The sequence below is a fragment of the Halococcus salifodinae DSM 8989 genome, from assembly GCF_000336935.1.
Lineage (GTDB): Archaea > Halobacteriota > Halobacteria > Halobacteriales > Halococcaceae > Halococcus > Halococcus salifodinae.
Genome location: NZ_AOME01000054.1, coordinates 81,172 through 104,825, shown reverse-complemented (window position 1 = coordinate 104,825; position 23,654 = coordinate 81,172). Strand labels below are relative to the sequence as shown.

The window sequence follows — 23,654 nt, the reverse complement described above, 5'->3', positions numbered from 1 at the left end:
GCCCCCTCCCACCCGAGTCGGTTTCGGGAGTCGAAGCTGCGAACGGACCGTCGTCAGCGATCCACGATGCCGAACCGGGTGATCGGATGACCGACGATCGCACCGCCGCGTTCGCCGACGCGACCGAGGCGGATGTCCGGGCAGCGTTCGACGCGGAGAGCTACGTCGCGGGCGACGAGATCAGTACGACCGTTTCGCTCGCGCTCCGGCTCGGCAAGCCACTGCTCGTCGAGGGCGAGCCGGGCGCGGGGAAGACCGAACTCGCGAAGGTGCTGGCCGGCGGGTTCGACGCCGACCTGATTCGCCTCCAGTGTTACGAAGGGCTGACGGCCGAGAGCGCGCTCTACGAGTGGAACTACACCAAACAGCTGCTCGCGGTGCAGGCCGCCGGCGGTCCCGGAGCGGGAGCGCCGGGTACTGGCGACGGGACCGAGAACGACCCGGAACGGGCGGACGACTCGGTGTTCGCCGAGGAATACCTCCTCGAACGGCCGCTGTTGCGCGCGCTTCGCGGCGACGAGCCACGAGTGCTCCTGATCGACGAGGTCGATCGGGCCGACGAGGCGTTCGAGGCACTCTTGCTCGAAGTGCTCTCGGACTTCCAGGTGAGCGTTCCCGAACTCGGCACCGTGCGGGCGGAAACGCCGCCGATCGTGGTTATCACCTCGAACCGGACCCGTGGCCTCTCGGACGCGCTCAAGCGTCGGTGTCTGTACCTCCACGTCGCGCCGCCATCCATGGAGAAAGAGCGGGCGATCCTCGAACGCAAAGTGCCGGAACTCGACGGGAGAGTGGCCGTCGAACTGTGCGGGATGGCGGGTCGGCTCCGCGAGGAACCGCTGCTCAAGCCGCCCGGTGCGGCAGAAACCATCGACTGGGCCAGAGCGGTCGCTGCGCTCCGTCACGATGGTGCCGATGGATCGATCGACCGCGACGAGATCAGAAACACGCTCGGCTGTCTCCTGAAGGAAGTGGAGGACATCAAGCGCGTCGACGACGACCTGCTCGCAACGCTGCTCGACGCCGCCGAGACGGCCCGTGCGGAGGCCGACTGATGGCCGACGAACCGCGGGCCGACGAGTTCGACATCCCGGATGACGGTCCCACGATCGACGGGGTCGGCCTCTTCGAAACGAACGGTGCCGACGTTCCGGATTTCGTCGCCGCGCGCGATCACGTTCGCGACGAACTCGTCCGGTTCGTGCGCGCACTCCGACGAGCAGGTGCGGACGTGCCCGCGAACGCCGCGACGACCGCCGCCCGGGCGCTGGTCGTCGTCGGATTCGACGACCGCGAGCGTGCGCAGACGGCGCTCCGGGCGTGCCTCGTCACCGATCACGCCGATCGGACGACGTTCGACGACCTGTTCGGCGAGTTCTGGCGACGGCTGACCGCGGGCCTCGATTCGAGCGGGCCGGCAGAGCGAGCCGACGACGGCCCCGACGGTGGGTTCACCCCGCCCGACGCCGAACCTGCCTCGGAAGATCCCGAACGCGCTGGCGAGGAGAGCGACGACGAGACCGAGGAAGGTGACCGTGATCGAGAACGGTGGGACCACGGTGCGGTCGTGGGGCGCGGCGAGAACGCGGCCGACAAGGAAGAGACGACGACCGCGCACTACAGCCCGACCGGCCGGCGAACTGTGGTTTCCGTTCCCGGTGTCGCGGATGGGGGACTCGGCGGTGCGTTCCAGGGGTTGACGGACGCGCTCGCCGAGCTGGCGGGCCGGCAGTGGGGGCGTGGCGACGACACGCCCGATGTCCGGCGCGCGCTCCGGGCCAGCGTCGGGACCGGCGGAACGGTCGTCGACATCCCCGAACGCGAGCGCCGCCGGACTGCGGTCCGGGCGTGTCTCCTCGTCGACGTGAGCCGATCGGTGCTCGACGTGCTCGATCGATCGTTTCTGATCGAGTTCCTCCGACGAGCCACGGCAGAGTGGCGCGACGTGCGCATTTTCTTCTTTGACGAGGGCATTCGCGAAGTCACCGAGTCGTTCGACGCTCGAAGTTCGAAAGCGGCGCTCGACGCGCTCGATCGCGCCGAGACCGAGTGGGGCGGTGGGACCAGGATCGGCGCGTCGCTCGTACAGCTCCGCACGGATTCCCCCGAGGCCGTCTCGCGCGAGTCGGCGGTGTTCGTGCTCAGCGACGGGCTCGAAATGGGTGACGTCCCGACCCTCGAACGCGAGGCGGCGCAGCTCTCGCGGCGCGCCGGTGCGGTGTTCTGGCTGAACCCGCTCGCGGCCTCCGTCGAGTACGAGCCGACCGCCCGTGGAATGGCCGCTGCACTACCGTACGTCGACGGGCTGTTCGCCTTCAGCGGTCCCGACGACCTCGGCGAGATCGCGCGCCAGCTCGATCGCCGGGGCCAGCATGGCCGGATCGGCTACGAGTACGACCCCCGGCGCACCGAATCGAACCACCACTCGACGACACACTACTCGACGACACATCCCACATCATGACCGACACGAACTGGAGCGTTCCCGAGACCGAAGTCCTCTCCGCCGTCGGCGACGCGCTCGCCGCCGGCCGCGAGGCCGTCCTCGCGACGGTCATCGACGTCGAGGGCAGCGCCTACCGACGGCCCGGTGCGAAGATGGTGATCGAGGACGGCGAGAGCGCGGGCTCGGTCACCGCCGGCTGCCTCGAAGACGAGGTTCGCTCGATCGCCGCCGAGGTCCGCGCTGCGGGCGAGCCACGTGTCGAGACGTTCGATCTCACCGGCGACGACGGGACGTGGGGCCTCGGCATGGGCTGTAACGGAATCATCACGATCCTCCTCGAATCGATCGACGAGAGCCACCGGCCGGTCGTCGAGCGGGCCGCTGACGGCGGCGACGTCGGCGTCGTCACGGTCGTCGATGGCGACCGCCCGCGCGGCGAGCGCGGGTACTACACCCCCGAGGACGGATTTGCGGGCGACCTTCCCGAGTGGCTCCGTGCGGAACTCTCCGAACCGACCGCAGCGCTGCTCGATCGGGGCGAGGCCGACACGCTGCAGATCGATTGCGACGAAGGATCGGCCGAGGTGTTCGTCGACGGGATCGAGGCTCCGCCACACCTCGTGGTGTTCGGATCCGGCCCCGACGTCGGCCCGGTGGTCGATCTCGCGAAACGGGCGGAGTTTCGGGTGACGGTGGTGGGGTTCCGCGGTGCGCAGGCGACTGCCGATCAGTTCCCCGCCGCCGACGCCGTGCTCGCGAGTTCGCCGGCGAGCGTCGAGAGCGTGGTCGCGTTCGATCCCGACACCTACACGGTCGTGATGACGCACAACTTCGTCGACGACCGGATCGTGCTCGAAGCACTGCTCGACACGCCGGTTCCCTACATCGGGCTCATGGGTCCCGAAGAGCGCTTCGAAGAGCTACTCGACGCGTTCGCCGAGGATGGTGCTACGCTTCCGGAGGACGCTTTCGATCGGATCTACACCCCGATTGGCCTCGATCTCGGCGGCGACTCACCGTACCGGATCGCCTACAGCATCGTTGGCGAACTCCTCGCGGTCGCGAACGACCGGACGCCCCAGCATCTCTCCGAGCGCGAGGGGCCGATCCACGACCGCATCACGGCCGATCCGGAGACGGCGGACCGAACCGCTCCCGAGTGACCGGTCGGACGATCGTTCGACCAACCCATAGACGATCACGCTTCGGTGGAGTCGCAAATACTGTTAGGCCCCCCACCAGAGGGAGTGCATGGCTGTCTCCAGCGCCCCCGGGAAGGTCTATCTCTTCGGCGAGCACGCGGTGGTCTACGGCGAACCCGCGGTGCCGTGCGCGGTCGAGCGCCGAGCCACGGTCGACGTCACCGCGCGCTCGGACGGGCGACTCCGGGTCGATGCCGCCGACCTCACGCTCGACGGGTTCACTGTCGAGTACGGCGGCGACGGCGCACCCGATGTCGACGTTCCCGAATCGCTCGTCGAAGCGGCGACGGGCTACGTCGACGGCGCGGTCGAACAGGCCCGTGAAGCGGCCGACGCACCCGAGATCGGCTTCGACGTCGCCATCGAGAGTGCGATCCCGCTCGGAGCGGGATTGGGCTCGTCCGCGGCGGTGGCCGTCGCCGGGATCGACGCCGCGACCCGTGAGCTCGGCGTCGAACTCCCTCCCAAGGAGCTCGCCGAGCGGGCCTATCGGGTCGAACACGCGGTCCAGGACGGCGAGGCCTCGCGCGCGGACACGTTCTGCTCGGCGATGGGCGGCGCGGTACGAGTGGAGGGCGAGGACTGTCGGCGGCTCGACGCGCCCGCGCTCCCGTTCGTGATCGGGTACGACGGCGGCGCGGGGGACACCGGCGCACTCGTCGCGGGCGTGCGCGAACTCCGCGAGGAGTACGACTTCGCTGCCGACACCGTGAGCGCGATCGGCGACCTCGTCCGCCAGGGCGAGCGCGCGCTCGATGCAAACGATCTCGACGAGGTCGGCCGACTGATGGACATGAACCACGGTCTGCTGAACGCGCTCGGGGTTTCGGCGCGCTCGCTCGACGCAATGGTGTGGGCCGCCCGCGAGGCGGGTGCGCGCGGCGCGAAGCTCACCGGCGCTGGCGGGGGTGGCTGTGTGGTCGCACTCGACGAGACCGAGGCCACCCGGACCGCGCTCCACTACACCCCAGGCTGTGAGGAGGCGTTCCGAGCGGAGCTCGATACTGAGGGCGTGCGCCGGGAGGACGGATGACCGATTCGACGCGACGGCCGCCCCAGCCGATGCGGGCGGTCCGAACGGTCCCGGCCCGCGTTTCATCGCGAGTCGAGGGAGAGGATGGGAGCTTCGAGCGCGTATCGGCCCGGAGGGCCGACCGCGCGCATGCGGGCCTGGGGCCCCCACGAGCAAAGCGAGCGGGGGCTCGTCGGACGAGCGTAGCGAGTCCGACGGTGGAATCGCAAAGGGCGAGCGGGCTCCGGGAAGCACGACGACACAAGCACCGGAGCGAGGGAGCGAAGCGACCGAGTGAGGAGCGCAGCGAGAGCGAGGCGCGACCGCAGGGAGCGCCTCGGAAAAGCGAGCGGCGTAGCCGCGAGCAGCCGCGCAACTGGAGCGCGCGAGGGATTTGCCACACCGTCGTCACGTCGAACATCAGAGCAATCACAGCCGGAGTTCACACGCCATGACGACCGTCCTCAAACTCGGCGGAAGCGTCATCACCGACAAGGCACAGCCCGAAACACTCGACGAGGCAAACCTCGCTCGTGCCGTCGATGCAGTGGCAGATCACGACGAGCCCCTCGTTCTCGTCCACGGCGGCGGGAGCTTCGGTCATCACCACGCGAGCCAGCACGGCCTCAGCGACACGACCGGCAGCCACGACCCGGAAGCGGCGCTCGCGGTCCACGGCGCAATGGGGGAGTTGAACGACGCCGTCGTGAGCGCGCTCAACGAGTGCGACGTTCCCGCGCTGCCGATTCATCCGCTTTCGGCCGGCGCGCGCGACGACGCGGGGGAGTTCGCGTTCGCAACTGACAGCGTCAAGACGCTGCTCGCCGAGGGGTTCGTGCCCGTGGTCCAGGCCGACGTGATCGCCCATGCGGGCCGCGGCGTGACGATCATGAGCGGCGACGAGCTCGTGGCCGTGCTCGCGGAGCACGTCGAGGCCGACCGAGTCGGGCTGTGCTCGGGGGTTCCCGGCGTGCTCGATAGCGACGGCGACGTGATCGACCGGATCGCGTCGTTCGACGCGGTCGCCGAGGCGCTGGGTGGCAGCGATGCAACCGACGTGACGGGTGGCATGAGTGCGAAAGTCCGGACGCTGCTCGGTATGGAGACGCCGGCGTGGGTGTTCGGGATCGACGGCTTGAAAGGGTTCTTGGACGGCGAATCGCCAGGAACGAAGATCCGAACGGACGGATGATTCGTCGGTGAGCACCGTCGCTACGACTGCGACGAATCGGCGGTCGGATCCATCGTATCGAGGCCCGCAGCATCGGCCACCGAGACCAACTCGGCGTCGGCACAGACGAACGAGAGGCTCTCGATATCGTCGTACACGCTCAATGCAGCGGACAGTTGCAGACTGTCCAGCGTGCGGAGGTCGTCTTCGAGAACGAGGGCGAACGAATGGTCGAACAGCGCCTCGTCCATCGGGATGATCCGGAAGTCGGCGAGGGCCTCGTGGAAAAACGTCGAGAGGAGACCCTCGACAGCGTTCTCGGGGATCTCGTTCCTGTTTTGCTTCCGGCGGAACGCGGAGACCGTTTCGATCACCGATAGCGACGTGATGACGACGGTGATCTCCTCGTCCTCGATGAGTGTGTCGACGACCGGCGTTCCGGGTTCGTCGGCGTAGCGCTTGACGAGGCGGATGTATCGAAGAACGCGTGCTCCACGACAGTTATACCCGTTCGTCGCGGTTCCGACGGACGGTCTCCGCGAGCGACTCGTCGGTTGCCGTGCGGCGACGGAGTGTCTTCAGGTCTTCCGGCCGTTCGTGCTCCGCAACGAACGATTCCATCCGTTCTCTGAGGGCTGCGGTCCGTGACTTCTTCGACAGCTGTCGCCCCAGGAGCTCGAACTCGTCGACAGCATCGCTCATACGCTTCGTTCTCGCTCCGATCGCAAACCGCTTTCGCCACGATGTGTAGCGCACTCGGACGGTTTGGCTCTCGACCCCGCGCTGCGATCGAGTGTCGCCGGAGTGTGTCACGTGGCAACGATAGCATCAAGCGCCTGTAGTCGAGCCACGGGGTTTATACCATCACCGGCCCGTAGCTACCCGCATCCGAGAGACCGCCCCGGGTGCGGTCGGGGCGGCCGGGCGGGTCACGCGACCTCGCCAGCCGGCATTCGAGACTGTTCGCGGGGCGGCTCGGGAGTGATAACTATGGAAATCGATATTGCAACGATCGGCGGCTACGAGGAAGTCGGCCGACAGATGACGGCCGTGCGGGCGGGCGACGACATCGTGGTGTTCGACATGGGCCTCAACCTCTCGAAGGTCCTGATCCACGACAACGTCGAAACCGAACGGATGCATAGTTTGGATCTGATCGACATGGGCGCGATCCCCGACGACCGGGTGATGAGCGATCTGGATGGCGAAGTCCAGGCGATCGTCCCCACCCACGGCCACCTCGATCACATCGGGGCTATCTCGAAGCTCGCCCACCGCTACGACGCGCCGGTGGTCGCGACACCGTTCACGATCGAGCTCGTCAAACAGCAGATCGAGAGCGAGGAGAAGTTCGGGGTCGGCAACGACCTCGTGAAGATGGACCCCGGCGAGTCGATGGAGATCGGCAACGGGCTCGATCTGGAGTTCGTGAACGTCACGCACTCGATCATCGACGCGATCAACCCCGTGCTCCACACGCCCGAGGGTTCGATCATCTACGGCCTCGACAAGCGCATGGACCACACGCCGGTGATCGGCGATCCGATCGACATGGACCGCTTCGGCGAGATCGCTCGCGAGGGCGAGGGCGTGCTGTGTTACATCGAGGACTGCACGAACGCCGGTCGGAAAGGTCGGACGCCGAGCGAGCAGCACGCGCGCAATCACGTCAGGGACGTGATCTACAGCATGGAGGACTACGACGGCGGGATCGTCGCCACCACCTTCTCCAGCCAGATCGCGCGCGTGACGAGCCTCGTGGAGTTCGCGAAGGACATCGGCCGGCAACCCGTCCTACTCGGCCGGTCGATGGAGAAGTACTCTGGTACTGCGGAACGCCTCGACTTCGTCGACTTCCCCGACGACCTCGGGATGTTCGGTCACCGCCAGTCGGTCGATCGAACGTTCAAGCGGATCATGAACGAGGGCAAGGAGAACTTCCTGCCGATCGTGACGGGCCATCAGGGCGAGCCGCGCGCAATGTTGACCCGGATGGGCCGGGGCGAGACGCCCTACCAGCTCGACGAGGGCGACAAGGTCATCTTCAGCGCACGGGTCATCCCCGAGCCCACCAACGAGGGCCAGCGCTACCAGTCCGAGCAACTCCTCGGAATGCAGGGCGCACGGATCTACGACGACGTCCACGTGTCGGGCCACCTGTCCCAGGAGGGCCACTACGAGATGCTCCAGACGCTTCAGCCCCACCACGTGATCCCGGCGCACAACGATCTCGAACATCTCGCGCGCTACATCGACCTCGCCGAGGAGCAGGGCTACGAACTGGGGCGTGACATCCACGCCTCGCGCAACGGCAACGTCATCTCGCTGGTCGAATGAGCAACGAGGCGGCGGTGCTCGACGCGGTCGCAGCCCGGCGTGAGCTGATCGACGATGCGCTCGTCGAGCGCCTGCCGATCCAGGAGCCTGAACGCCTCTATCACGCCTCGCGTCACCTCATCGACGCCGGCGGCAAGCGCCTCCGTCCCGCCGTTACCCTGCTCGTCGCCGAGGCACTCACGGGTATCGAACCGTCGAACGCGAACTACCAGGCGGTTCCGACCTTGGATGAGGCCAACGCCGAGAGCGTTGGCGCTGAGACGGGCGTCGGCACCGGCGATGGCGCGGACAGCACGACCATCGACGTGATGGCTGCGGCGACCAGCATCGAGACGATCCAGTCGTTCACCCTGATCCACGACGACATCATGGATGCGGACGACCTCCGGCGGGGCGTTCCGTCGGTCCACCGGGCGTACGACGACGAAACAGCGATCCTCGCCGGTGACACGCTCTACGCCAAGGCGTTCGAGTTCATGCTCGAGGCGGGCGCTCCCCCCGAACGCACCGTCGAGGCGCTCTCGGAGCTCGCTCGCACCTGCACGCTGATCTGCGAGGGGCAGTCGCTCGATGTCGCCTTCGAGAGTCGGACGGACGTGACGACCGACGAGTACATCCACATGGTCGAGCAGAAGACGGCAGTGCTGTACGCGGCGGCCGCGCGGGCTCCCGCCGTCCTGCTCGGAGCCGACGACGCGACCGCCGACGCGCTCTATCAGTACGGCCTCGACGTCGGCCGTGCGTTCCAGATCCGCGACGACGTGCTGGATCTCACGGTGCCGAGCGAACAGTTGGGCAAACAGCGTGGCAGCGATCTCGTGGAGGGAAAGCGGACCGCAGTCACGCTCCACGCGCGCGAGCAGGGTGTCGACGTCGAGAGGTTGATCGACGCCGACGACCCCGAGGCGGTGGACGAGGCGGCGATCGACGCGGCCGTGGCACGCCTCGAAGACGCCGGCAGCATCGAGTACGCACGGACGCTCTCGCGCGATCTCGTCGACCGCGGGAAGGAACGGCTCGACGTCCTCCCCGACTCGGCTGCCCGCGATCACCTCCGCGGACTCGCCGAATACCTCATCGAACGCGGCTACTGACCGAAAACAAGCAGTGGCAGGGTGGAGTTGCTCGGATCGAATCGCCTGCGATTACCCTTCGACTGCACTGCCCGCTCGCACGATCTGCTCCTCGCCGAACGCCGGACCGATGAACTGAACCCCCACAGGAAGCCCGTCAGCGGTCCCGGCGGGCACCGAGATCGCGGGGAGGTCGGCGAGGTTCACCGGGACGGTGTTGGCATCCATCAGGTAGAGCTGGAGCGGATCGTCGAGGCTCTCGCCGAGTTTCGGCGGCAGAACGGGCATCGTCGGACTCGCGAGCACGTCCGCATCGGCGAGCGCGCCATCGAAGTCCCGCTTGATCCACGCGCGGGCGTCCTGGGCTTTCTTGTAGTATTTGTCGTGGTAGCCCGCCGAGAGGGCGTACGTGCCGAGCAGGATCCGGCGCTTGACCTCCGGCCCGAAGCCAGCCTCGCGTGAGCGCGCGAACGCGTCGTTCCAGTCGCCGTCGAACCCACCCGATCGCCCGTACCGAACGCCGTCGAACCGAGCGAGGTTCGAGGAGGCCTCCGACATCGCGATGACGTAGTACGCCTGCACGGCGTGAGCGAGCGATTCGAGTTCGATCTCGCGGATCTCGGCTCCCTGGGCGGCGAGATCGTCGATGGAGTCCTCGAAGACCGACCGCACCCGGTCGTCGGCTCCCTCGACGAGATCGGTGAGGACGCCGACGGTCATTCCTTCGACATCGTCGTCGGCAGCGGCCGCGTAGTCCGAGTCGTCGCCGCGATCACGGGTCGTCGCGTCGCGCTCGTCCGCTCCCGCGATGACGTCGAGGAGTTCGGCGGCCTCTTCTACTGTGGGCGCGAGTGGGCCGATCTGTTCGAGGCTATTGGCGTAGGCCACGAGCCCGTACCGCGAGACCAGGCCATATGTGGGCTTGATTCCGACGACGCCGCAGAACGCGGCGGGACACCGCACCGAGCCGCCGGTATCGGTGCCGAGCGCGAGATCGGCCTCGCCCGCGGCGACCGCCGCCGCGCTTCCGCCGGACGAACCGCCAGGTACCCGCTCGTCGTCGACGGGATTCGTCGTTGGCCCGAAGTGAGAGGTCTCGGTGGTAGTGCCCATCCCGAACTCGTCCATGTTGGTCTTTCCCTCGATCGTCGCGCCTGCCTCTTTCACCCGTTCGACCACGGTGGCGTCGTACGGTGGGACGTACTCTTCGAGCATCGCCGAGCCACAGGTGGTTCGCACACCGTCGGTCGAGATGTTGTCCTTCACCGCTATCGTCCGGCCGGCGAGCGGTCCCGACGATTTACTCTCGATTTCCTCGCGGGTGATGAACGCGTCGTGGCTCATCCGACGGGTGGCCCCTCGAAGTAGCCGTCCTCGGTGTCTGGTGCGTTCCGCAGCGCCTCGTCCTGGGTGAGTCCGGTGCGCACCTCGTCCGTCCGGAGAACGTTCGTGAGATCCGGTTCGGATTCGACCTCGGGGACCTCGTCGAGCGTCTCGAAGTAATCGAGGACTGCGGCGAACTGCGTGGCGAACGCCTCGACCTCGTCCTCGGCGAGATCGACCCGCGCGAGGCCGGCGACGTGGCGGACCGCGGCCGGGTCGACACTCCCGTTGCTCATATCCTCACGGGAACTGCGCCGGCACTAAGGGTTTCGATAGCGCCGGCCGGTAGTGTTCAGATAAGCGATGCTGATCGAGGAGACCACGGCGGGTGGGACTGAGCGGAGCCGAAGGCTCCGCGAGGGTCGGAAGACGCTTCGCGTCTTCCGGGACTGAAAGGGGCGGCCGGCTCAGGGAACCCAGATGAAGCAAGAACCGCAAGGAGCGAAGCGACTGAGGATCGTGGTTCGAGAGAGCTTCGCTCTCTCGTCATCACGAAAGACGCTACGCGTCTTTCGAACGACAGCGAGTCCTTGGACTGAGCCGATCGGGGCTTTCGAACCGGTTGCGGTTGCTGTCGCTGTCTCAAGCTCCACTGCTTATCTGAACACGACCACCTCGTGTTGGGAAAGGTATTTACGACAGGGGTATCACTGGTTACTCAGAAGCTGAGTAACTATGGGATCGCAAGCAACTACCGAGGACGATGCGTCGGAGGAAACGCCCGACGACCGGCATCTCGACGGCGTCGCGGACGGCTGTGGGTGTACCGAGATCTGGGAACACCTGAGCGAACAGCGTGCGGCCGACGACTGACTGGTTTCGGATAATGGCATGACCGAGCGTGAGGTGGACAGCAATCGGGAGACGACAAACGTCCTTCCACTGCTCGACGAGCTCCGGATCATCGCGCGGAACGGGTTGACCTATGACGGCGACCCGCACGATTCCTACGACAAAGAGCGCTACGAGCGGATACTCCACCTCGTGAGCGAGTGGTACGGCAAAACGCTGAAACTGCCGCCCGACGACGTCCACGAACGACTCACCATCGAGGAGTTCGGGGCGATTACGCCGAAAGTGGGAGCCACGGCCGCCGTTTTCGACGACGATAGTCGAATCCTACTGATCGAACGGGTGGACAACGGTAAGTGGGCGGTCCCCGGTGGACACGCGATGTCCGGTGAATCGCCGACGGAGACGGCGATCCGTGAGCTGCGTGAGGAGACGGGTTTCGACGCTCGGATCGTCGAACTAGTCGATGCCTATTGGATCGACGCACCCGACGCCTACGGTCCACACGGCGCTGTCACGCTCCTCTATCGGTGTGAGATCACCGGGGGAGAACGACGAACATCGCGAGAAAGCGACACCGTCCGCTATCGCGATATCGAGAACGTCTCGGTCTGGCACGGCAAGGCTCGTCGGTACGCGCTTGACGCACGCGAAACGTGGCTCGATGGCTGAAGCGACCACCGATCGGGAGCGGTAACAAAGGCTTTTGCGCGCGCGCCGCCGAACCCCGGAAAATGGTCGATCGCGGCGAGGTCTGTGTGTTGCTCCCGACATACGAGGAAGCCGCGACCATCGGCGACGTCATCGCAGCGTTCCGTGATCGCGGTTTCTCGAACGTGCTCGTCGTCGACGGCCACTCGACCGACGGAACACAGGAGATCGCTCGCGAGCACGGCGCGCGCGTCCTCACTCAGTCAGGTCGTGGCCGCGGCGCTGGCAAAGGCCAAGCGGTCCGAGAAGGGGTCGCCCGCGCGGACGCACCGTACGTCCTTCTGCTCGACGGCGACGGCACCTATCGGCCGGAAGACGCCGACGCGCTGCTCGAACCCCTGCTGAGCGGGGAAGCCGAACACGTCATCGGCGATCGGTACGCCGACATGGCCGACGGCGCGATGACCCGGCTCAACGGCGTCGGCAACCGGCTGATCAACCGTGCGTTCCAGTACATCCACGGCCGCGATCTCGGCGACATCCTGAGCGGCTATCGTGCGTTCACGACCGCCTCCTTCGAGCGGTGTAACCCCGCCTCGGAGGGGTTCGGTATCGAGACCGAGCTCGCCGTCGAGTGTGTCAAGCGTGGAATCGCGACCACGGTGGTCCCGATCCGGTACCGGGCGCGCCCCGACGGCTCGGAAACCAACCTCAGACCCGTTCGCGACGGCGGGAAGATCCTCTTGACGCTCTACCGGCTCGCGAAGACCAACAACCCGCTCTTTTATTTCGGCAGTGCGGGCGGTCTCGCGGGGCTCGTCGGAGCCGTCGTGGCCGCGTACGTCGCCATCGAGTGGGTCACGCTCGGGATCTCCCACGAGGTGCTCGCGGTCGCGTCGGCCTTCGCGATCATCGTCGGCGTCCAGCTGGTGATGTTCGGTGTGCTCTCGGACATGATCCTCGCGATCAACCGCGAGCAGACTCGGCGGTTCGAGGAGCTCGTCGGTCGCCGTCGTGCCGACCGTCCACCGTCGCCAGCACCGCCCACACAGTCGAAGGCCGATGACGACGACAACGACAGCGGTCCCACCACCGAGTCGGGTTCCGGCCGTCCGCTAGTCACCGAACGTGGCGAATCGGGGGACGAACATCACCGGAAACGCCGAGCACGAAACGACGGTGGCGAGAGCGAGGCCGTCGAGCCGGAAACGGACGGTGAGCAGCCGACCGACTAAAACAGCGATCGGAGCCGTTCGAGGAGTCCCGAGGGGCCGGACTGACGGCGTTCCTCGAAGACGGGATGGAGCGCGTCGAGTAGTTCGTCCTCGGAGTCGAAGCGATCCTGAGTGACCTGCTCAAGCGCCGCGGAGAGCGCCATCGAGCGGCCGGATGGATCGTACGGCACGTCGGGATCGTCGAGCGCTCGGACGATCTCGCTCTCATCGGCGGGAAAGGCGAGATCGGCACGATCGAGCCGGTCGTCGAGCGCGGCGATCCCGAACGCGAGAGTGTCGGGCTCCTCGGCATCGTCCTGTGGCGGTCGTGCGGCCATACCCGGCCATACCGGTCGAGCGACGAAAGTCCTGCGTCCCAACCCAACGACTATCCCCCGCGGTCGCCTTTCCTCGCCGTGACCGACTACACCACCGTCTCGATCCCGAAGGATCTCGCCGATCGGGTCGAGGAGACCATCGAGGGGACGAGCTTCCAGTCGACCAGCGACCTCGTGCGATTCTTACTTCGGAGCATCGTGATCCAACACCAGAAACAGGGCGAGCTTACTGAAGCTCAGTTCGACGAGATCGCCAAACAGCTCCAGGATCTCGGCTACCTCCAGTAGTCACTCGGGGAACTCCGCGGGCGGCGCGCCGGCGAGGCGTTCGAGCGGCTTTCGCGTGCCGACGCGCGAAAACACCGCGAGCGAGTCGGCCTCCCACGGCGGCACCGCGACGAACACCACTCCGTGGAGGTCGTCGGTTCGGGTGAGTTCGAGGCTCCCCTGCGGATGCGAGACGAACCGCCCCTGGGTTTGGCCCGCGGGCGTGCCGAGATCCATCCCGAACACTGCTGATACCGACCCGCCCGCTTCCGGGAAGTAGAAATGCGTGAACACGGGCGTCTCGGGCGGGAGTTCCGGTTCGGTCGCGGACCGCTCCTCGCCTTCGAGATCGTCGGCTGGCGTGACCGCAAGCCCGATCGTTACCGATTCCGGCTCGGCCTCGCGCGCGAAGCTCAGCAGTGCCTCGACGAGCCCGTGAGTCGCGTACACCACGTCGTCGGGTCGATCGGCGTGCGACATGATCTTGATACCTTACCCCGAGAGGAACAGCCGCGCAGTCTTGGCGTACAGCGACGGTGCACGCCGCCGCGAACCGTCGAGTGCCGTCGAGAGCGCCCGGCTCGCGTCCTCGTGGACCCCAGCGCCGTGACCGACGAGAACACGATCGGGCGCGAACCCCCGAAACGACCGCCGCGGCGGGAGTAGTCGTAGCGCTGGGTGGACACCGAGCCGCTCGGTGTCAGTCCGGACGTACTCCGCAGTACCGAGCGCTTCCGAAACCACGAGCGTCCCCTCGTCGGCGTGATACAGCGCCGCCTCCTGCCACAGCGGCGTCGAAACTTTCCGGAGCCGATAGCCCGAGTCGCCGAGCTGGCTCGAAAACCGCTCGACGGGTGCATCGATATCCGATTCGACCCCGGTCATCCACGACGGGACGTGAACCGACACGTCGTGGCGTCGCGCGAGCTTCGCGGCGTCGCGTTTGTGGCGATCGAGCAGGATCACGACGCCCGCAACCGTCCCGAACTCCGCGAGGAGGTCGTCGAGACCGGCCGCATCGACCGGATCGACGAGCCAGACGCCATCGTCGGTCGCGAGCGCGTGGCTCGCACGCTGCATTCGTTCGTCGGGGTAGGCGATCCAGCCGACGCCGCCGTCGAAGCGGTCGATCTCTTCGTACTCCGCCCGGCCGGAGCCTTTCATCGACATGGACCCGCTTGGAACCCGTGGCGCATGAGAGCGTCGGTGGGTGGGACGTTTATGTCATCCCGGACCGTTCGCCCCGCATGATCACGACCATCGAGTGGCTCGCGCTCGAAGTCAAATACCTCGATCGCGCGAGCGCGTTCTATCGTGATCACCTCGATCTCGATACTGTCGTGGAGCGCGACGACGAGATCGCGCTCGCCGTCGGCGACACTGACTTCGTGCTCCGCCGGCCTGCGGCTCTACCGCGCGGCGGCCTCCACACCCACTACGCGCTCTCGATCCCTGCCGCCGAGTACGACGCGTGGTACGACCGACTCGCCGAAACGTTCGATCTCGACGAACACACGTTCGGGAGCGCGCGCTCGCTGTACTTCTATGACACCGAGGGGAACTGCGTCGAACTCGGCGAGACCGAGGCGGCGGGCACAGGGGTACTCGGGGTGTTCGAAGTCGTTCTCGAAGTCGCGGATCTCGACCGTGCCGAGGCGTTCTACACCGCGCTCGGGATGGAGCCAGTCGATCGTGGGGGCGAGCGCCGGCGGGTCCGACTCGATGCCGGCCCGTTCGCTCTCGAACTCTGGGAACCCCAGTTGGGCATCGCCGACGCGCGCGGTGGCGTCCACGTCGACTTGGGACTCGGCGTCGACGACCCCGAGACGACACTCGAACGGGTCGAGGATCGAGTTTCAGCCGTGGAGCCCACCGACGAGGGGATCCGGGTTCGGGATCCGAACGGACACGTACTGACCTTCGTGTGAACCGGTCGTCGCCAGGCGAGCTACCCGAATCGGTCCCGGAGATCCCCTCTATCGATCTTCCCGGTCGCAGTGAGTGGAAACTCGTCGACGAACTCCACCCGATCGGGAACCTCGTGGCTCTCCAGTTCCCGCTCGCAGGCGCGCTTGATCTCGGCCGCCGACACCGACCCCTCGCTGCGACGCTTGACGACCGTCGTCACCGACGCCCCGCGGACATCGTCCACCGTATCGATGATCGCGACCTTCTGGACGGGGTCGATCTCGTAGATCACTTCCTCGATCTCGCGCGGCGAAACGTCCCCACATCCCGTCGTGAACATGTCCTCGATCCGGTCGACGACGAACAGGAACCCGTCCTCGTCCATCCACCCGATATCACCGGATGCGAGCCACCGCTCTCCGTCGCGTTCGACGAAGTTGTTCTCGGTGACCTGACGCTTGTTGTACCGGGGAGTGACCGTATCGCCGCGCCAGAGCAACTCCCCGCGTGCGCCACGTTCGACCGCATCGCCGGTTCGTGGGTCCTCGATACGGAGGGCGACCGCTTCGGTTGCCGGCCGGCCGACGCTGCCTGGCTTGCGCCCCGCCGATCCGGGATGGTTGAACGCCGACAGTGGCGTCGTCTCGGTCATGCCGTACCCTTCGAGCAGCGTACAGTCCAGTGCTCGTTCGACTTCGTCGATTCGCTCTTTCGGCATCGGTGAACCACCGACGCCGAGCGCCTGTAGACTAGAGACGTCGTACCCGTCGAGTCCCTCGTAATCGAGGAGCTCGACGACCATCGTCGGAATCAGAAAGGTGTAGGTGACGCCGTAGCGCTCGATCGCGGCCAGCGCGGCCTCGATGTCCCATGCTTCGAGTAGGTGATTTTCGGCCTCTAGGGCGATGAACGGCGTCGTGGTGACGTTGAGCCCGGTCACGTGAAAACAGGGACACACCGTCAACGCCACGTCCTCACGGCTCCACTCGTTGTAGTTGATGAAGCCGTTGGCGTTCGCGTCGAGGTTGCCGTGGGTGTGATAGACGCCCTTCGGTGCGCCGGTCGTTCCGCTCGTGTACAGCAATTCGGCCAGTTCCTCGGAGCGCCGGGGCGTCACGTCGTACTCCGACGCCCCCCTGTCGAGGAGATCGGCGTAAGCGTGGGTCGTCGGTTCGCCTTCGCGATCCGCGGTCCGACGATCGGCGGTGACGACGCCGACCGCGTCGCTGTCGGACAGTACGTACCGGGTCTGCTGGTCGGTGAACCGCGTGTTGACCGGTACCGGGACGGTCCCGCATTTCATCGCGCCGAGATAGGCACAGACGAACGCCACGCCGTTCGGCATATCGACCGCCACCCGGTCGTCGGTTTCGACGCCGCGTCGCTCCAGCGCATCGGCGACGCGATCCGATCGCTCGGAGAGCTCCCGAAACGTGAGCGATCGGGTCCGGTCGCCGACCGCCAACGCCTCCGGCGCGTTCCGCGCCGCGGCGTCGGCGTAGTTGGCGAAGTTCACGTTCCTTCTGTTTGGTACGTGTTGGCAAATGTTTTTCGCGCATTCGTTGATACGTAACACAACCCACAACTATATCCTGTGTCAGCAAGACAGAACGGTGCTACCGATCGTCGATTTTTGTCCGGCAATACCGGACAGACGAGTCACGAGAACGTTCCGAGCCGACCCTCACTTCTGGGCGAAGATGAGGTTCGCCCGTATCTCGTCGGCAGACTCTCGCACCGTATCGACGAGTGCGGAGTCCCGTGGATCGGTCGCGAACTGGTCGGTGGTGCTGTAGACCGCGATGGAACCGTGGACCTCGGTGTCGGTGACGATCGGTGCGGCGATGCCCGTCATGCCCGCGATCAGCTCCCCGTCGTCGACGGCGTAGCCGTCCTCGCGGATCCGCGCCAGCTCGGTGGCGAGGTCGGTCTCGTCGGTGATCGTGGCGGGCGTTCGCGGCGGAAGCCCGTGTTCGGCGAGGACGTGTTCGACTTTCTCCTCGTCGAGATGTGCGAAGATCGCTTTTCCCGGTGCGTTCGTGTGGAGGTGGGCGTGACGCGGATACGTCGTCGCCTGCTGGGAAAGGGTCTCTCGCTGCCAGCGCGACGCCAGCAACAGCGCACAGCGGCCGTGTTCTACCGTGACCAGCTGGACGTGGTGTCGCTCGTCAGTGGTCTCGAACAGGCCGAGCGTCTCCTCGCGGCCCTGAACGAACAGATCGTGGTGGTTGCGGGCGATCTCACCCACGTGGAGGAACTGCATGCTCAGTCGGTACGTTCCACCCTCGTTGACCACGTCTCCGACTTGCTCTAGCGTCCGGAGGTGATCATGAGCCGTACTCTTGGGAACGTCGAGCGCCGTGGCGACCTCGGTCACCCCGGCCCTTCCTCGGTCGACGAGTAGCTCGATGACGTCGTGAGAGAGCTTGACCGCTGCGACGGGATGGGATGTCACGGAGAATGTCAGGCTCCGTTCCCGCTTAGTCTGTTCGGTAATACCGGACAGTTTATGGCGTGATGATTAGACAAATTTGACTAAAATACTCATATCTGATGTGACTGAATATTTTTGTTTCGGACGTTTAGCACGTCGTAGCTCGTGATAATTTCCTTCTATATTCTGACGACTTTTTCTGGCGAAAACGCACTACGTAGACGACTTTTATCGTCTTCAAATCGGTTCACCTCGGAACCAGATCGAACGTACTAGAATAATCAACAAAAATCTTATCTATGGGGCTACCATCACCGGAACTGGAGAAGAACACACGATCGATAATGAACGAAACAAACGACACAGCAGCTACACGACGTGGGGTGATGAAGGGCATCGGCGGGCTCGCCGCGTTGTCCATGTCCGGCGCGACGATCGCAGAGGCAGAGGACGTTTTGAACGACTCGGTTCCCAGCGACCCGCACACGCTCGACACGTACCGCTCCATCGTGGACGCCATCGTGCCTCGCACGCCACAGCTGGAGAGCGAACTCGGACCGGAACACGTTCCAGGCGGTCTCGACGTCGAACTGGAGAAGTTCCTCGTCTGGGACTTCAATCACTTCCAGGAGATCCGTGCCGAGATGGTCACCGAGAAAGGACTGCTCGACGGTCCATCGGACGCCGAGATGCCGCTGGAGATGTTCGAGTCGGTGCTCGACCTGACCAACCTCGGTGGCCTGTTCGGTCCCGACTCGCCGCTCGATGCCGTGTTGAACCTCGCCGATCTCGACCTCCTCGATCTGGATCTCGGGCTGGACGATGATGCGCTCGAAGAGGCACTCACGTTCGGGCCGGTCGAGCGCTACGACATTTCCTTTGCCGACGACGTTGCCTCCTCGTCCGGTCCTGCCGCGTTCGAACTGCTCGTCGAGACGGCAAACGAGACGACTCATCAGGTGGTGCAGAACTACCCCTACGCACCGGCGTTCACGCTCGTCTTCGACATCGTGGCCGCCGAGTTCATCGCCCGTGGCGAAAACGAGGACGCCATCAAGCGCGACAGAAGCAAGTTCCCCGCCGGCGGGACGTTCGTCCAGCTCTCCCCGGAGGACCGACTTCGGTGCCTGTGGACCATCGTCGATGGCGGTGCGATAGACCGTCTCGACGACCTGCTCTCGCCGCTCGTGCCCGACGTGGGCATCCTGAAGTACGTCGTGATGGCTGTGAATGGCCTGCACGGCTTCGGCTACTACACCGAGTGGTCGGGGCTGGGTGAGACGAAAACCAACAACCCGACCGAGCGCTCGCTGTCAACGCCGGCCGGCGAGGTCCAGAGCCGGCAACAGAGCGGCTATCCGGGCCCGGCCGACGGCTACGCCGCCAACTGGCGACACGCCGTCGATGGCGGGTTCGCCGACCCCGACGTGGAGGAGTTGAACCTGCCGAGCAACCTGGAAGGCGATGACGTCATCGAGGGCATCGGGGGTGGAACATGAACGACCCCGACGTGGTCATCGTCGGTGCGGGTGCGGACGGCCCGGCGACGGCGTGGAAACTCGCCCACGATCATGGTATCGACGTGCTTCTCCTCGAAGGCGGCCCGTGGCACGGCAACGAACAATGGCCCAAACCACACGCCGACTCCGGTGGGACGATAAGCACCGACCCCGATGACTTGGATGGCAAACTGCTCGACGAGCAGTTCACCCACCGCGAGGCCGACGCGAACGACCCGACCTACGGCTATCTACGCGTGGGCCCCGCGGACCACTCGCGTGCGCCGTGGTTCCGCAACCTCCACCAGAACGCGTTCATCTGGCAGGTCGGGGCCGTTGGCGGCACGTCGCTGCATTACTTCTCCAACCACCCGCGTGGGTATCCGACCGCCTTCAACGACCAACCCCACTGGCCAATCGACTACGAGGAACTCGTTCCCTACTACCAGCTGAACGAGGAGCTGACGAGCACCCAGCAGGCCCCGATGACCGCCAAGGAGGAGGTGTTCATCGAGGGCGCGGACGCTCTCTACCCGCTCATCGAGAGCAAAAACGTCACCGAGACGGGCTGGCGGCCGCAGGCCAACGCCGTCGAGGTTCCCGGTCGAGAGACCGCGACCGGCGAGCCGCTCGACGCCGACTACGAGGGCTCGTTCAGCTACGACGACGGGTTCCGCGGCGACACGCTCGTCGGCGATCACTTCCAGGGATCGTCGACACCCGTCGACGCCCCCGTTCGTGACAAGGCGCGCAAGTCGAGCAACGTCGGCTACGTGCCCCGCGCGCTCGACACCAACAAAAGTTCCGAGCAGGGCAACGTCGCGCTCCGGCCGAACGCCTACGTCACGGACATTCAGACCAAGGAGGGTGCGGGGACCCTCGAAGCCACAGGTGTCACGTTCCGCGACTCGTGGTCGGGCCAGTCCCAGACCGTCACTGCCGATACGGTCGTCCTCGCGGGTGGCTGTATCGAGACGCCTCGGCTCTGGCTCAACGCGGGCCTGCCGGACGACGGCTGGGTCGGCAAAGGTCTCACCACTCACTGGTTCGACTGGATCGTCGGCGTCTACGACGACGAGACGGTCGCCGACATCAACCCCGAGGTCGAGCACATGGACCCCTACGTCGGGCAGAACTCCGCCGTGCGCTTCGACAAACCCGGTGTCGGCGGGATGGAGGACATCGGAATGAGTCCCGGTCTGGTCTCGTACGCCGACTACCTGTTCAGCCAGGCGGGCTACAGCTTCGACACCGAGGTCGATCCGAGTGAACCGTGGGACACCCGTGGCTACGTCGTCGGCGAGGAACTCAAGCGTCGGATGTCGAACTACAAGCAGACGAAGGCGCTGCTCATCCTCACTGACGACCTCCCGCGCCAGAGTAATGGGGTGTCGCTCGACAACACCTTCAGCGACGAGCACGGCCCGGTCCCGAAGGTGAAGTGGGAGCCACACCCTGACGACGACGCGAAGCGCGACGAGCTGTCGAGGATCGCGGCGAACATCCACAAGGAGGCGGGGGCCGACCACGTCCACCGGTGTGACTGGCCGCCGCTGCTCCTCCACATGCAGTCGTCGATGCGGATGGGGGAAGTGCTCGACGAGAACGCCGAGGCGAAAAACGTCAACCGACTGTTCGTCGCCGACCACTCGGCGATGGCCAACGGCGTCGGCGGCCCGAACCCGACCAACAGCGGCCAGGCGCTCGCGCTGCGGACCGCCGACAAGATCGCCGAACGCTACTTCTGAGTTCGGCTCCGGCTCTTTTTATCGAGCTGAAGAACCAGCCCGTCTCGCAGTCAATCCAATCGATCGGTGTCGATCGTGACACCGGACGGCGTGACGAGCAGGAATCGGCGGAAGTGAATGAGTTCGCCACCCATCTCGCGGATATCGGGCGCGAAGCCGGCTGCGAGCCGCTTCATGTCGCCCTCGACGGCGAGAACGAGCACCGCGCCGCCGTCGACCTCCGCGACCCACTCTTCGTCGGGCGTCCGGCCGTCGAGCACCCCGAGGACCACCCGACCGGTGCCGTCGGCGTCCTCCACGTCCATCTCTGATTCGATCGTCTGGAGATCGAGGTCGAACTCGCTCATACCGGGTCTCACCGCGGTCGAAGAAAACGCTTCCGTCAGTCGTCGGCCGGCTCCGCCCGCGGCACGTCGGACGTTCGATCGGACTGCCGGGAGAAGTACGTCGCCAACGCGGGGCCGGTGACGTTGTGCCAGACGCTGAACAGCGCGGGCGGGAGCGCGGCGAGCGGGCTGAAGTACGCCGTCGCGAGCGCGACCGCGAGCCCGCTGTTCTGGAGGGCGACCTCGAAGGTACACGCCCGGACCCGCTCGGGGCTCATTCCGCTCGCGCGCCCGACGCCGTAGCCAGCCCCCAGCCCGATCGCGTTGTGGGCGACGACCGCGAGCAACACGACCGCGCCCGCAGTCAGGATGTTCTCGACGTTGAGCCCGACGACCGCCGCGACGATGGCGACGATGGCGGCGACGCTGATCGCGGGAAAGATCGAGAGGCCCGCCGTCGCGAGCCGCGGCGCGTAGCGATCGAGGGCGATGCGGAGCACGAACCCGGCGATCACGGGGAGCAGGACGACCTGAACGATGCTCGTGAACATCTCGGCGAACGTGACCTGGAGCTGTTCGCCGGCCAGCGCGACGACCCACGCCGGCATCACGACCGGTGCGGCGATCGTCGTCACGGTGGTGATCGCGACCGAGAGCGCGACGTCACCCTTTCCGAGATACGTCATCACGTTCGATGCCGTGCCGCCCGGCGCAGCACCCAGCAGGATCACGCCGATCGCGAGTGCGGGCGGGAGCGAGAGCGCGACCGTGATCGCCCACGCCGCGATCGGCATCACGATCCACTGGGTGACTGCGCCGATCGCGACGTCGCGCGGACGCTCCGCGATCCGCGCGAAATCCGCGGGCTGGAGCGTCAGCCCCATTCCGAGCATGATGACGCCCAGCAGCGGCGTGATGTACGGCTCGATCCAGGTGAACGTCGCGGGCGAGGCGAGCGCCGCACCCGAGAACAGCAACACCCAGACCACGAAGTACGTGCTCGCGAACCCCCCGATCCGTTCGAGTCGGTCGAGCAGGCTCACGCCCTCGGCTCCTCGCTCACGGAACGGGCGGGATGGCGGTCCCACCACGCGAGTGCGCGAGACGATCCGCCGGCGCGGTCGATGTCGTCGGACATACCACGGCCGTCACCACGCCCCAATAAAAGTCCTCGGCCGCGTCGACTACGCGTACTCCTTCCGGAACCCGCGGAACTCGGTGCGGTGGGCCTCCTCGTCGGTGAGGATCGTGACTGCGATGTCCTCGGTCACGGGATCGTCGGCGTCGCGCGCGGCGTGGATCAACGATCGATAGGTGTCGATGGCGTCGTTCTCGGCTTCGAGAACGCCGTCGATCACCGCGGGCACGTCCGTCGAGTCCTCCGGGGGCTGGAGGCTATCCTGGTGCATCTCGAAATCGGCCGACGCCGGCGGGCGCTCGTCGAGCTGTTTCAGTCGCTGGCCGAGCATCCTGGCGTGATTCAGTTCTTCGTCGATGTCGACCTCGAGGCTCTCTTTGATCTCCTCGGCCCGAACCCCGTCGAGCACGATGGAGTTCGTGAGGTAGTTCATCACGGTCTCGATCTCGTCGCCGTAGGCCACTTTGAGCAGGCGAGTGACTTCCTCGCTCGTCATGGGCCCCGCTACACGCTCCGGGAACTTCAGTGTAGCTGCCGTCCGTCGGATCGGCGGTCCTCGCGACGCCGCCGGATCGCGCGCGAGCCTCGTTCTGTTGTATTCCGGCTATTCAGGGCGGAAATATCACTCCGACGGCGGCCACGTTGCGACGGTTCGCTGTGATCTGTGCTGAGGAATATAAGGAATTGGCGACAAATGATATACGTTGATTGCTGT

The 23,654-nt window shown here is 66.0% G+C and carries 26 protein-coding genes; 14 read left to right on the top strand and 12 right to left on the bottom strand.

Annotation, left to right across the window (positions count from 1 at the left end; translation table 11 throughout):
- Window positions 1-86: 86 nt before the first annotated feature.
- The 5 genes from C450_RS10230 to C450_RS10210 all read left to right on the top strand — a co-directional run bounded on the left by C450_RS10230 (window position 87) and on the right by C450_RS10210 (window position 5,852).
- Entirely contained in the window at window positions 87-1,055 is a 969-nt protein-coding gene (locus tag C450_RS10230; protein WP_049910094.1) for an AAA family ATPase, read from the top strand.
- Window positions 1,055-2,464, top strand: coding sequence for a VWA domain-containing protein (locus tag C450_RS10225; RefSeq protein ID WP_005043239.1), 1,410 nt, complete (start codon window positions 1,055-1,057; stop codon window positions 2,462-2,464). Before C450_RS10230 ends, C450_RS10225 begins: the two co-directional genes overlap by 1 nt.
- Window positions 2,461-3,609, top strand: coding sequence for an XdhC family protein (locus C450_RS10220; protein WP_005043238.1), 1,149 nt, complete (start codon window positions 2,461-2,463; stop codon window positions 3,607-3,609). Before C450_RS10225 ends, C450_RS10220 begins: the two co-directional genes overlap by 4 nt.
- 88 nt (window positions 3,610-3,697) lie before the next feature.
- Window positions 3,698-4,681 carry a mevalonate kinase gene (mvk, locus tag C450_RS10215; RefSeq protein ID WP_005043237.1) on the top strand — a complete coding sequence of 328 codons (984 nt, stop codon included), beginning with the start codon at window positions 3,698-3,700 and terminating at the stop codon, window positions 4,679-4,681.
- 430 nt (window positions 4,682-5,111) lie between these two features.
- Window positions 5,112-5,852 (top strand): isopentenyl phosphate kinase, encoded by a 741-nt coding sequence (locus C450_RS10210; RefSeq protein ID WP_005043236.1) that lies wholly within the window; start codon window positions 5,112-5,114, stop codon window positions 5,850-5,852.
- Between the two features lie 20 nt (window positions 5,853-5,872).
- Here the strand turns inward: C450_RS10210 and C450_RS10205 are convergent, their stop codons facing one another.
- Window positions 5,873-6,205 (bottom strand): type II toxin-antitoxin system VapC family toxin, encoded by a 333-nt coding sequence (locus C450_RS10205; RefSeq protein ID WP_005043235.1) that lies wholly within the window; start codon window positions 6,203-6,205, stop codon window positions 5,873-5,875.
- Window positions 6,206-6,332: 127 nt separating this feature from the next.
- Window positions 6,333-6,533, bottom strand: a complete 201-nt coding sequence (locus tag C450_RS10200; RefSeq protein ID WP_005043234.1) for a hypothetical protein — start codon at window positions 6,531-6,533, stop codon at window positions 6,333-6,335.
- A 288-nt stretch (window positions 6,534-6,821) separates the two neighbouring features.
- Between C450_RS10200 and C450_RS10195 the strand changes: the two genes are divergently transcribed.
- Complete coding sequence (locus tag C450_RS10195; RefSeq protein WP_005043232.1) at window positions 6,822-8,168, top strand: RNase J family beta-CASP ribonuclease; 1,347 nt, start codon at window positions 6,822-6,824, stop codon at window positions 8,166-8,168.
- Window positions 8,165-9,262 (top strand): polyprenyl synthetase family protein, encoded by a 1,098-nt coding sequence (locus C450_RS10190; RefSeq protein WP_005043231.1) that lies wholly within the window; start codon window positions 8,165-8,167, stop codon window positions 9,260-9,262. The genes C450_RS10195 and C450_RS10190 overlap by 4 nt, the downstream gene beginning before the upstream one ends.
- Window positions 9,263-9,313: 51 nt before the next feature.
- Here C450_RS10190 and gatA read toward each other — a convergent pair whose 3' ends face one another.
- Together gatA and gatC are read right to left on the bottom strand one after the other, a co-directional pair.
- Window positions 9,314-10,585, bottom strand: coding sequence for an Asp-tRNA(Asn)/Glu-tRNA(Gln) amidotransferase subunit GatA (gene gatA / locus C450_RS10185; RefSeq protein WP_005043230.1), 1,272 nt, complete (start codon window positions 10,583-10,585; stop codon window positions 9,314-9,316).
- Complete coding sequence (gatC, locus tag C450_RS10180) at window positions 10,582-10,860, bottom strand: Asp-tRNA(Asn)/Glu-tRNA(Gln) amidotransferase subunit GatC (protein ID WP_005043229.1); 279 nt, start codon at window positions 10,858-10,860, stop codon at window positions 10,582-10,584. Before gatC ends, gatA begins: the two co-directional genes overlap by 4 nt.
- A 439-nt stretch (window positions 10,861-11,299) precedes the next feature.
- On the opposite strand from gatC, the gene C450_RS22415 reads away from it, so the two are divergent.
- The 3 genes from C450_RS22415 (at window position 11,300) to aglJ (ending at window position 13,302) form a co-directional block, all read left to right on the top strand.
- Window positions 11,300-11,437 carry a hypothetical protein gene (locus tag C450_RS22415; protein ID WP_005043228.1) on the top strand — a complete coding sequence of 46 codons (138 nt, stop codon included), beginning with the start codon at window positions 11,300-11,302 and terminating at the stop codon, window positions 11,435-11,437.
- Between the two features lie 18 nt (window positions 11,438-11,455).
- A complete protein-coding gene (locus C450_RS10175) occupies window positions 11,456-12,088 on the top strand; it encodes an NUDIX hydrolase N-terminal domain-containing protein (RefSeq protein ID WP_005043227.1) in 633 nt (210 codons plus the stop codon).
- Between the two features lie 62 nt (window positions 12,089-12,150).
- Window positions 12,151-13,302, top strand: a complete 1,152-nt coding sequence (gene aglJ, locus C450_RS10170; RefSeq protein ID WP_005043226.1) for an S-layer glycoprotein N-glycosyltransferase AglJ — start codon at window positions 12,151-12,153, stop codon at window positions 13,300-13,302.
- Here the strand turns inward: aglJ and C450_RS10165 are convergent.
- Window positions 13,299-13,619 carry a DUF5789 family protein gene (locus C450_RS10165; protein ID WP_005043225.1) on the bottom strand — a complete coding sequence of 107 codons (321 nt, stop codon included), beginning with the start codon at window positions 13,617-13,619 and terminating at the stop codon, window positions 13,299-13,301. The two genes, aglJ and C450_RS10165, sit on opposite strands and share 4 nt — an antisense overlap.
- A 78-nt stretch (window positions 13,620-13,697) precedes the next feature.
- On the opposite strand from C450_RS10165, the gene C450_RS10160 reads away from it, so the two are divergent.
- Window positions 13,698-13,907, top strand: coding sequence for a ribbon-helix-helix domain-containing protein (locus C450_RS10160; protein WP_005043224.1), 210 nt, complete (start codon window positions 13,698-13,700; stop codon window positions 13,905-13,907).
- Here C450_RS10160 and C450_RS10155 read toward each other — a convergent pair whose 3' ends face one another.
- Window positions 13,908-14,366 carry a hypothetical protein gene (locus C450_RS10155; RefSeq protein ID WP_005043223.1) on the bottom strand — a complete coding sequence of 153 codons (459 nt, stop codon included), beginning with the start codon at window positions 14,364-14,366 and terminating at the stop codon, window positions 13,908-13,910. It lies immediately after the preceding gene.
- Between the two features lie 12 nt (window positions 14,367-14,378).
- On the bottom strand, window positions 14,379-15,056 hold the full coding sequence (locus tag C450_RS10150; RefSeq protein WP_005043221.1) for a hypothetical protein: 678 nt from the start codon (window positions 15,054-15,056) through the stop codon (window positions 14,379-14,381).
- A 77-nt stretch (window positions 15,057-15,133) separates the two neighbouring features.
- On the opposite strand from C450_RS10150, the gene C450_RS10145 reads away from it, so the two are divergent.
- Window positions 15,134-15,814 carry a VOC family protein gene (locus C450_RS10145; RefSeq protein ID WP_005043220.1) on the top strand — a complete coding sequence of 227 codons (681 nt, stop codon included), beginning with the start codon at window positions 15,134-15,136 and terminating at the stop codon, window positions 15,812-15,814.
- Window positions 15,815-15,834: 20 nt separating this feature from the next.
- Here C450_RS10145 and C450_RS10140 read toward each other — a convergent pair whose 3' ends face one another.
- Window positions 15,835-17,310 carry a class I adenylate-forming enzyme family protein gene (locus C450_RS10140; RefSeq protein WP_005043218.1) on the bottom strand — a complete coding sequence of 492 codons (1,476 nt, stop codon included), beginning with the start codon at window positions 17,308-17,310 and terminating at the stop codon, window positions 15,835-15,837.
- A gap of 168 nt (window positions 17,311-17,478) precedes the next feature.
- Window positions 17,479-18,249, bottom strand: coding sequence for an IclR family transcriptional regulator (locus tag C450_RS10135; RefSeq protein ID WP_005043217.1), 771 nt, complete (start codon window positions 18,247-18,249; stop codon window positions 17,479-17,481).
- A 365-nt stretch (window positions 18,250-18,614) separates the two neighbouring features.
- Between C450_RS10135 and C450_RS10130 the strand changes: the two genes are divergently transcribed.
- Window positions 18,615-19,727 (top strand): hypothetical protein, encoded by a 1,113-nt coding sequence (locus tag C450_RS10130; protein ID WP_241430335.1) that lies wholly within the window; start codon window positions 18,615-18,617, stop codon window positions 19,725-19,727.
- Window positions 19,724-21,475 carry a GMC oxidoreductase gene (locus C450_RS10125; protein WP_005043215.1) on the top strand — a complete coding sequence of 584 codons (1,752 nt, stop codon included), beginning with the start codon at window positions 19,724-19,726 and terminating at the stop codon, window positions 21,473-21,475. The genes C450_RS10130 and C450_RS10125 overlap by 4 nt, the downstream gene beginning before the upstream one ends.
- Before the next feature lie 50 nt (window positions 21,476-21,525).
- On the opposite strand, the gene C450_RS10120 is transcribed toward C450_RS10125, so the two are convergent.
- From C450_RS10120 to C450_RS10110, 3 genes are all read right to left on the bottom strand, one after another.
- On the bottom strand, window positions 21,526-21,822 hold the full coding sequence (locus C450_RS10120; RefSeq protein ID WP_005043214.1) for a DUF5779 family protein: 297 nt from the start codon (window positions 21,820-21,822) through the stop codon (window positions 21,526-21,528).
- Between the two features lie 35 nt (window positions 21,823-21,857).
- The gene (locus C450_RS10115; protein WP_005043213.1) at window positions 21,858-22,844 is read right to left on the bottom strand and encodes a bile acid:sodium symporter family protein; all 987 of its coding nucleotides are present in this window, start codon (window positions 22,842-22,844) and stop codon (window positions 21,858-21,860) included.
- Between the two features lie 141 nt (window positions 22,845-22,985).
- Window positions 22,986-23,435, bottom strand: a complete 450-nt coding sequence (locus C450_RS10110; RefSeq protein WP_005043212.1) for a ferritin-like domain-containing protein — start codon at window positions 23,433-23,435, stop codon at window positions 22,986-22,988.
- Between the last annotated feature and the right edge of the window lie 219 nt (window positions 23,436-23,654).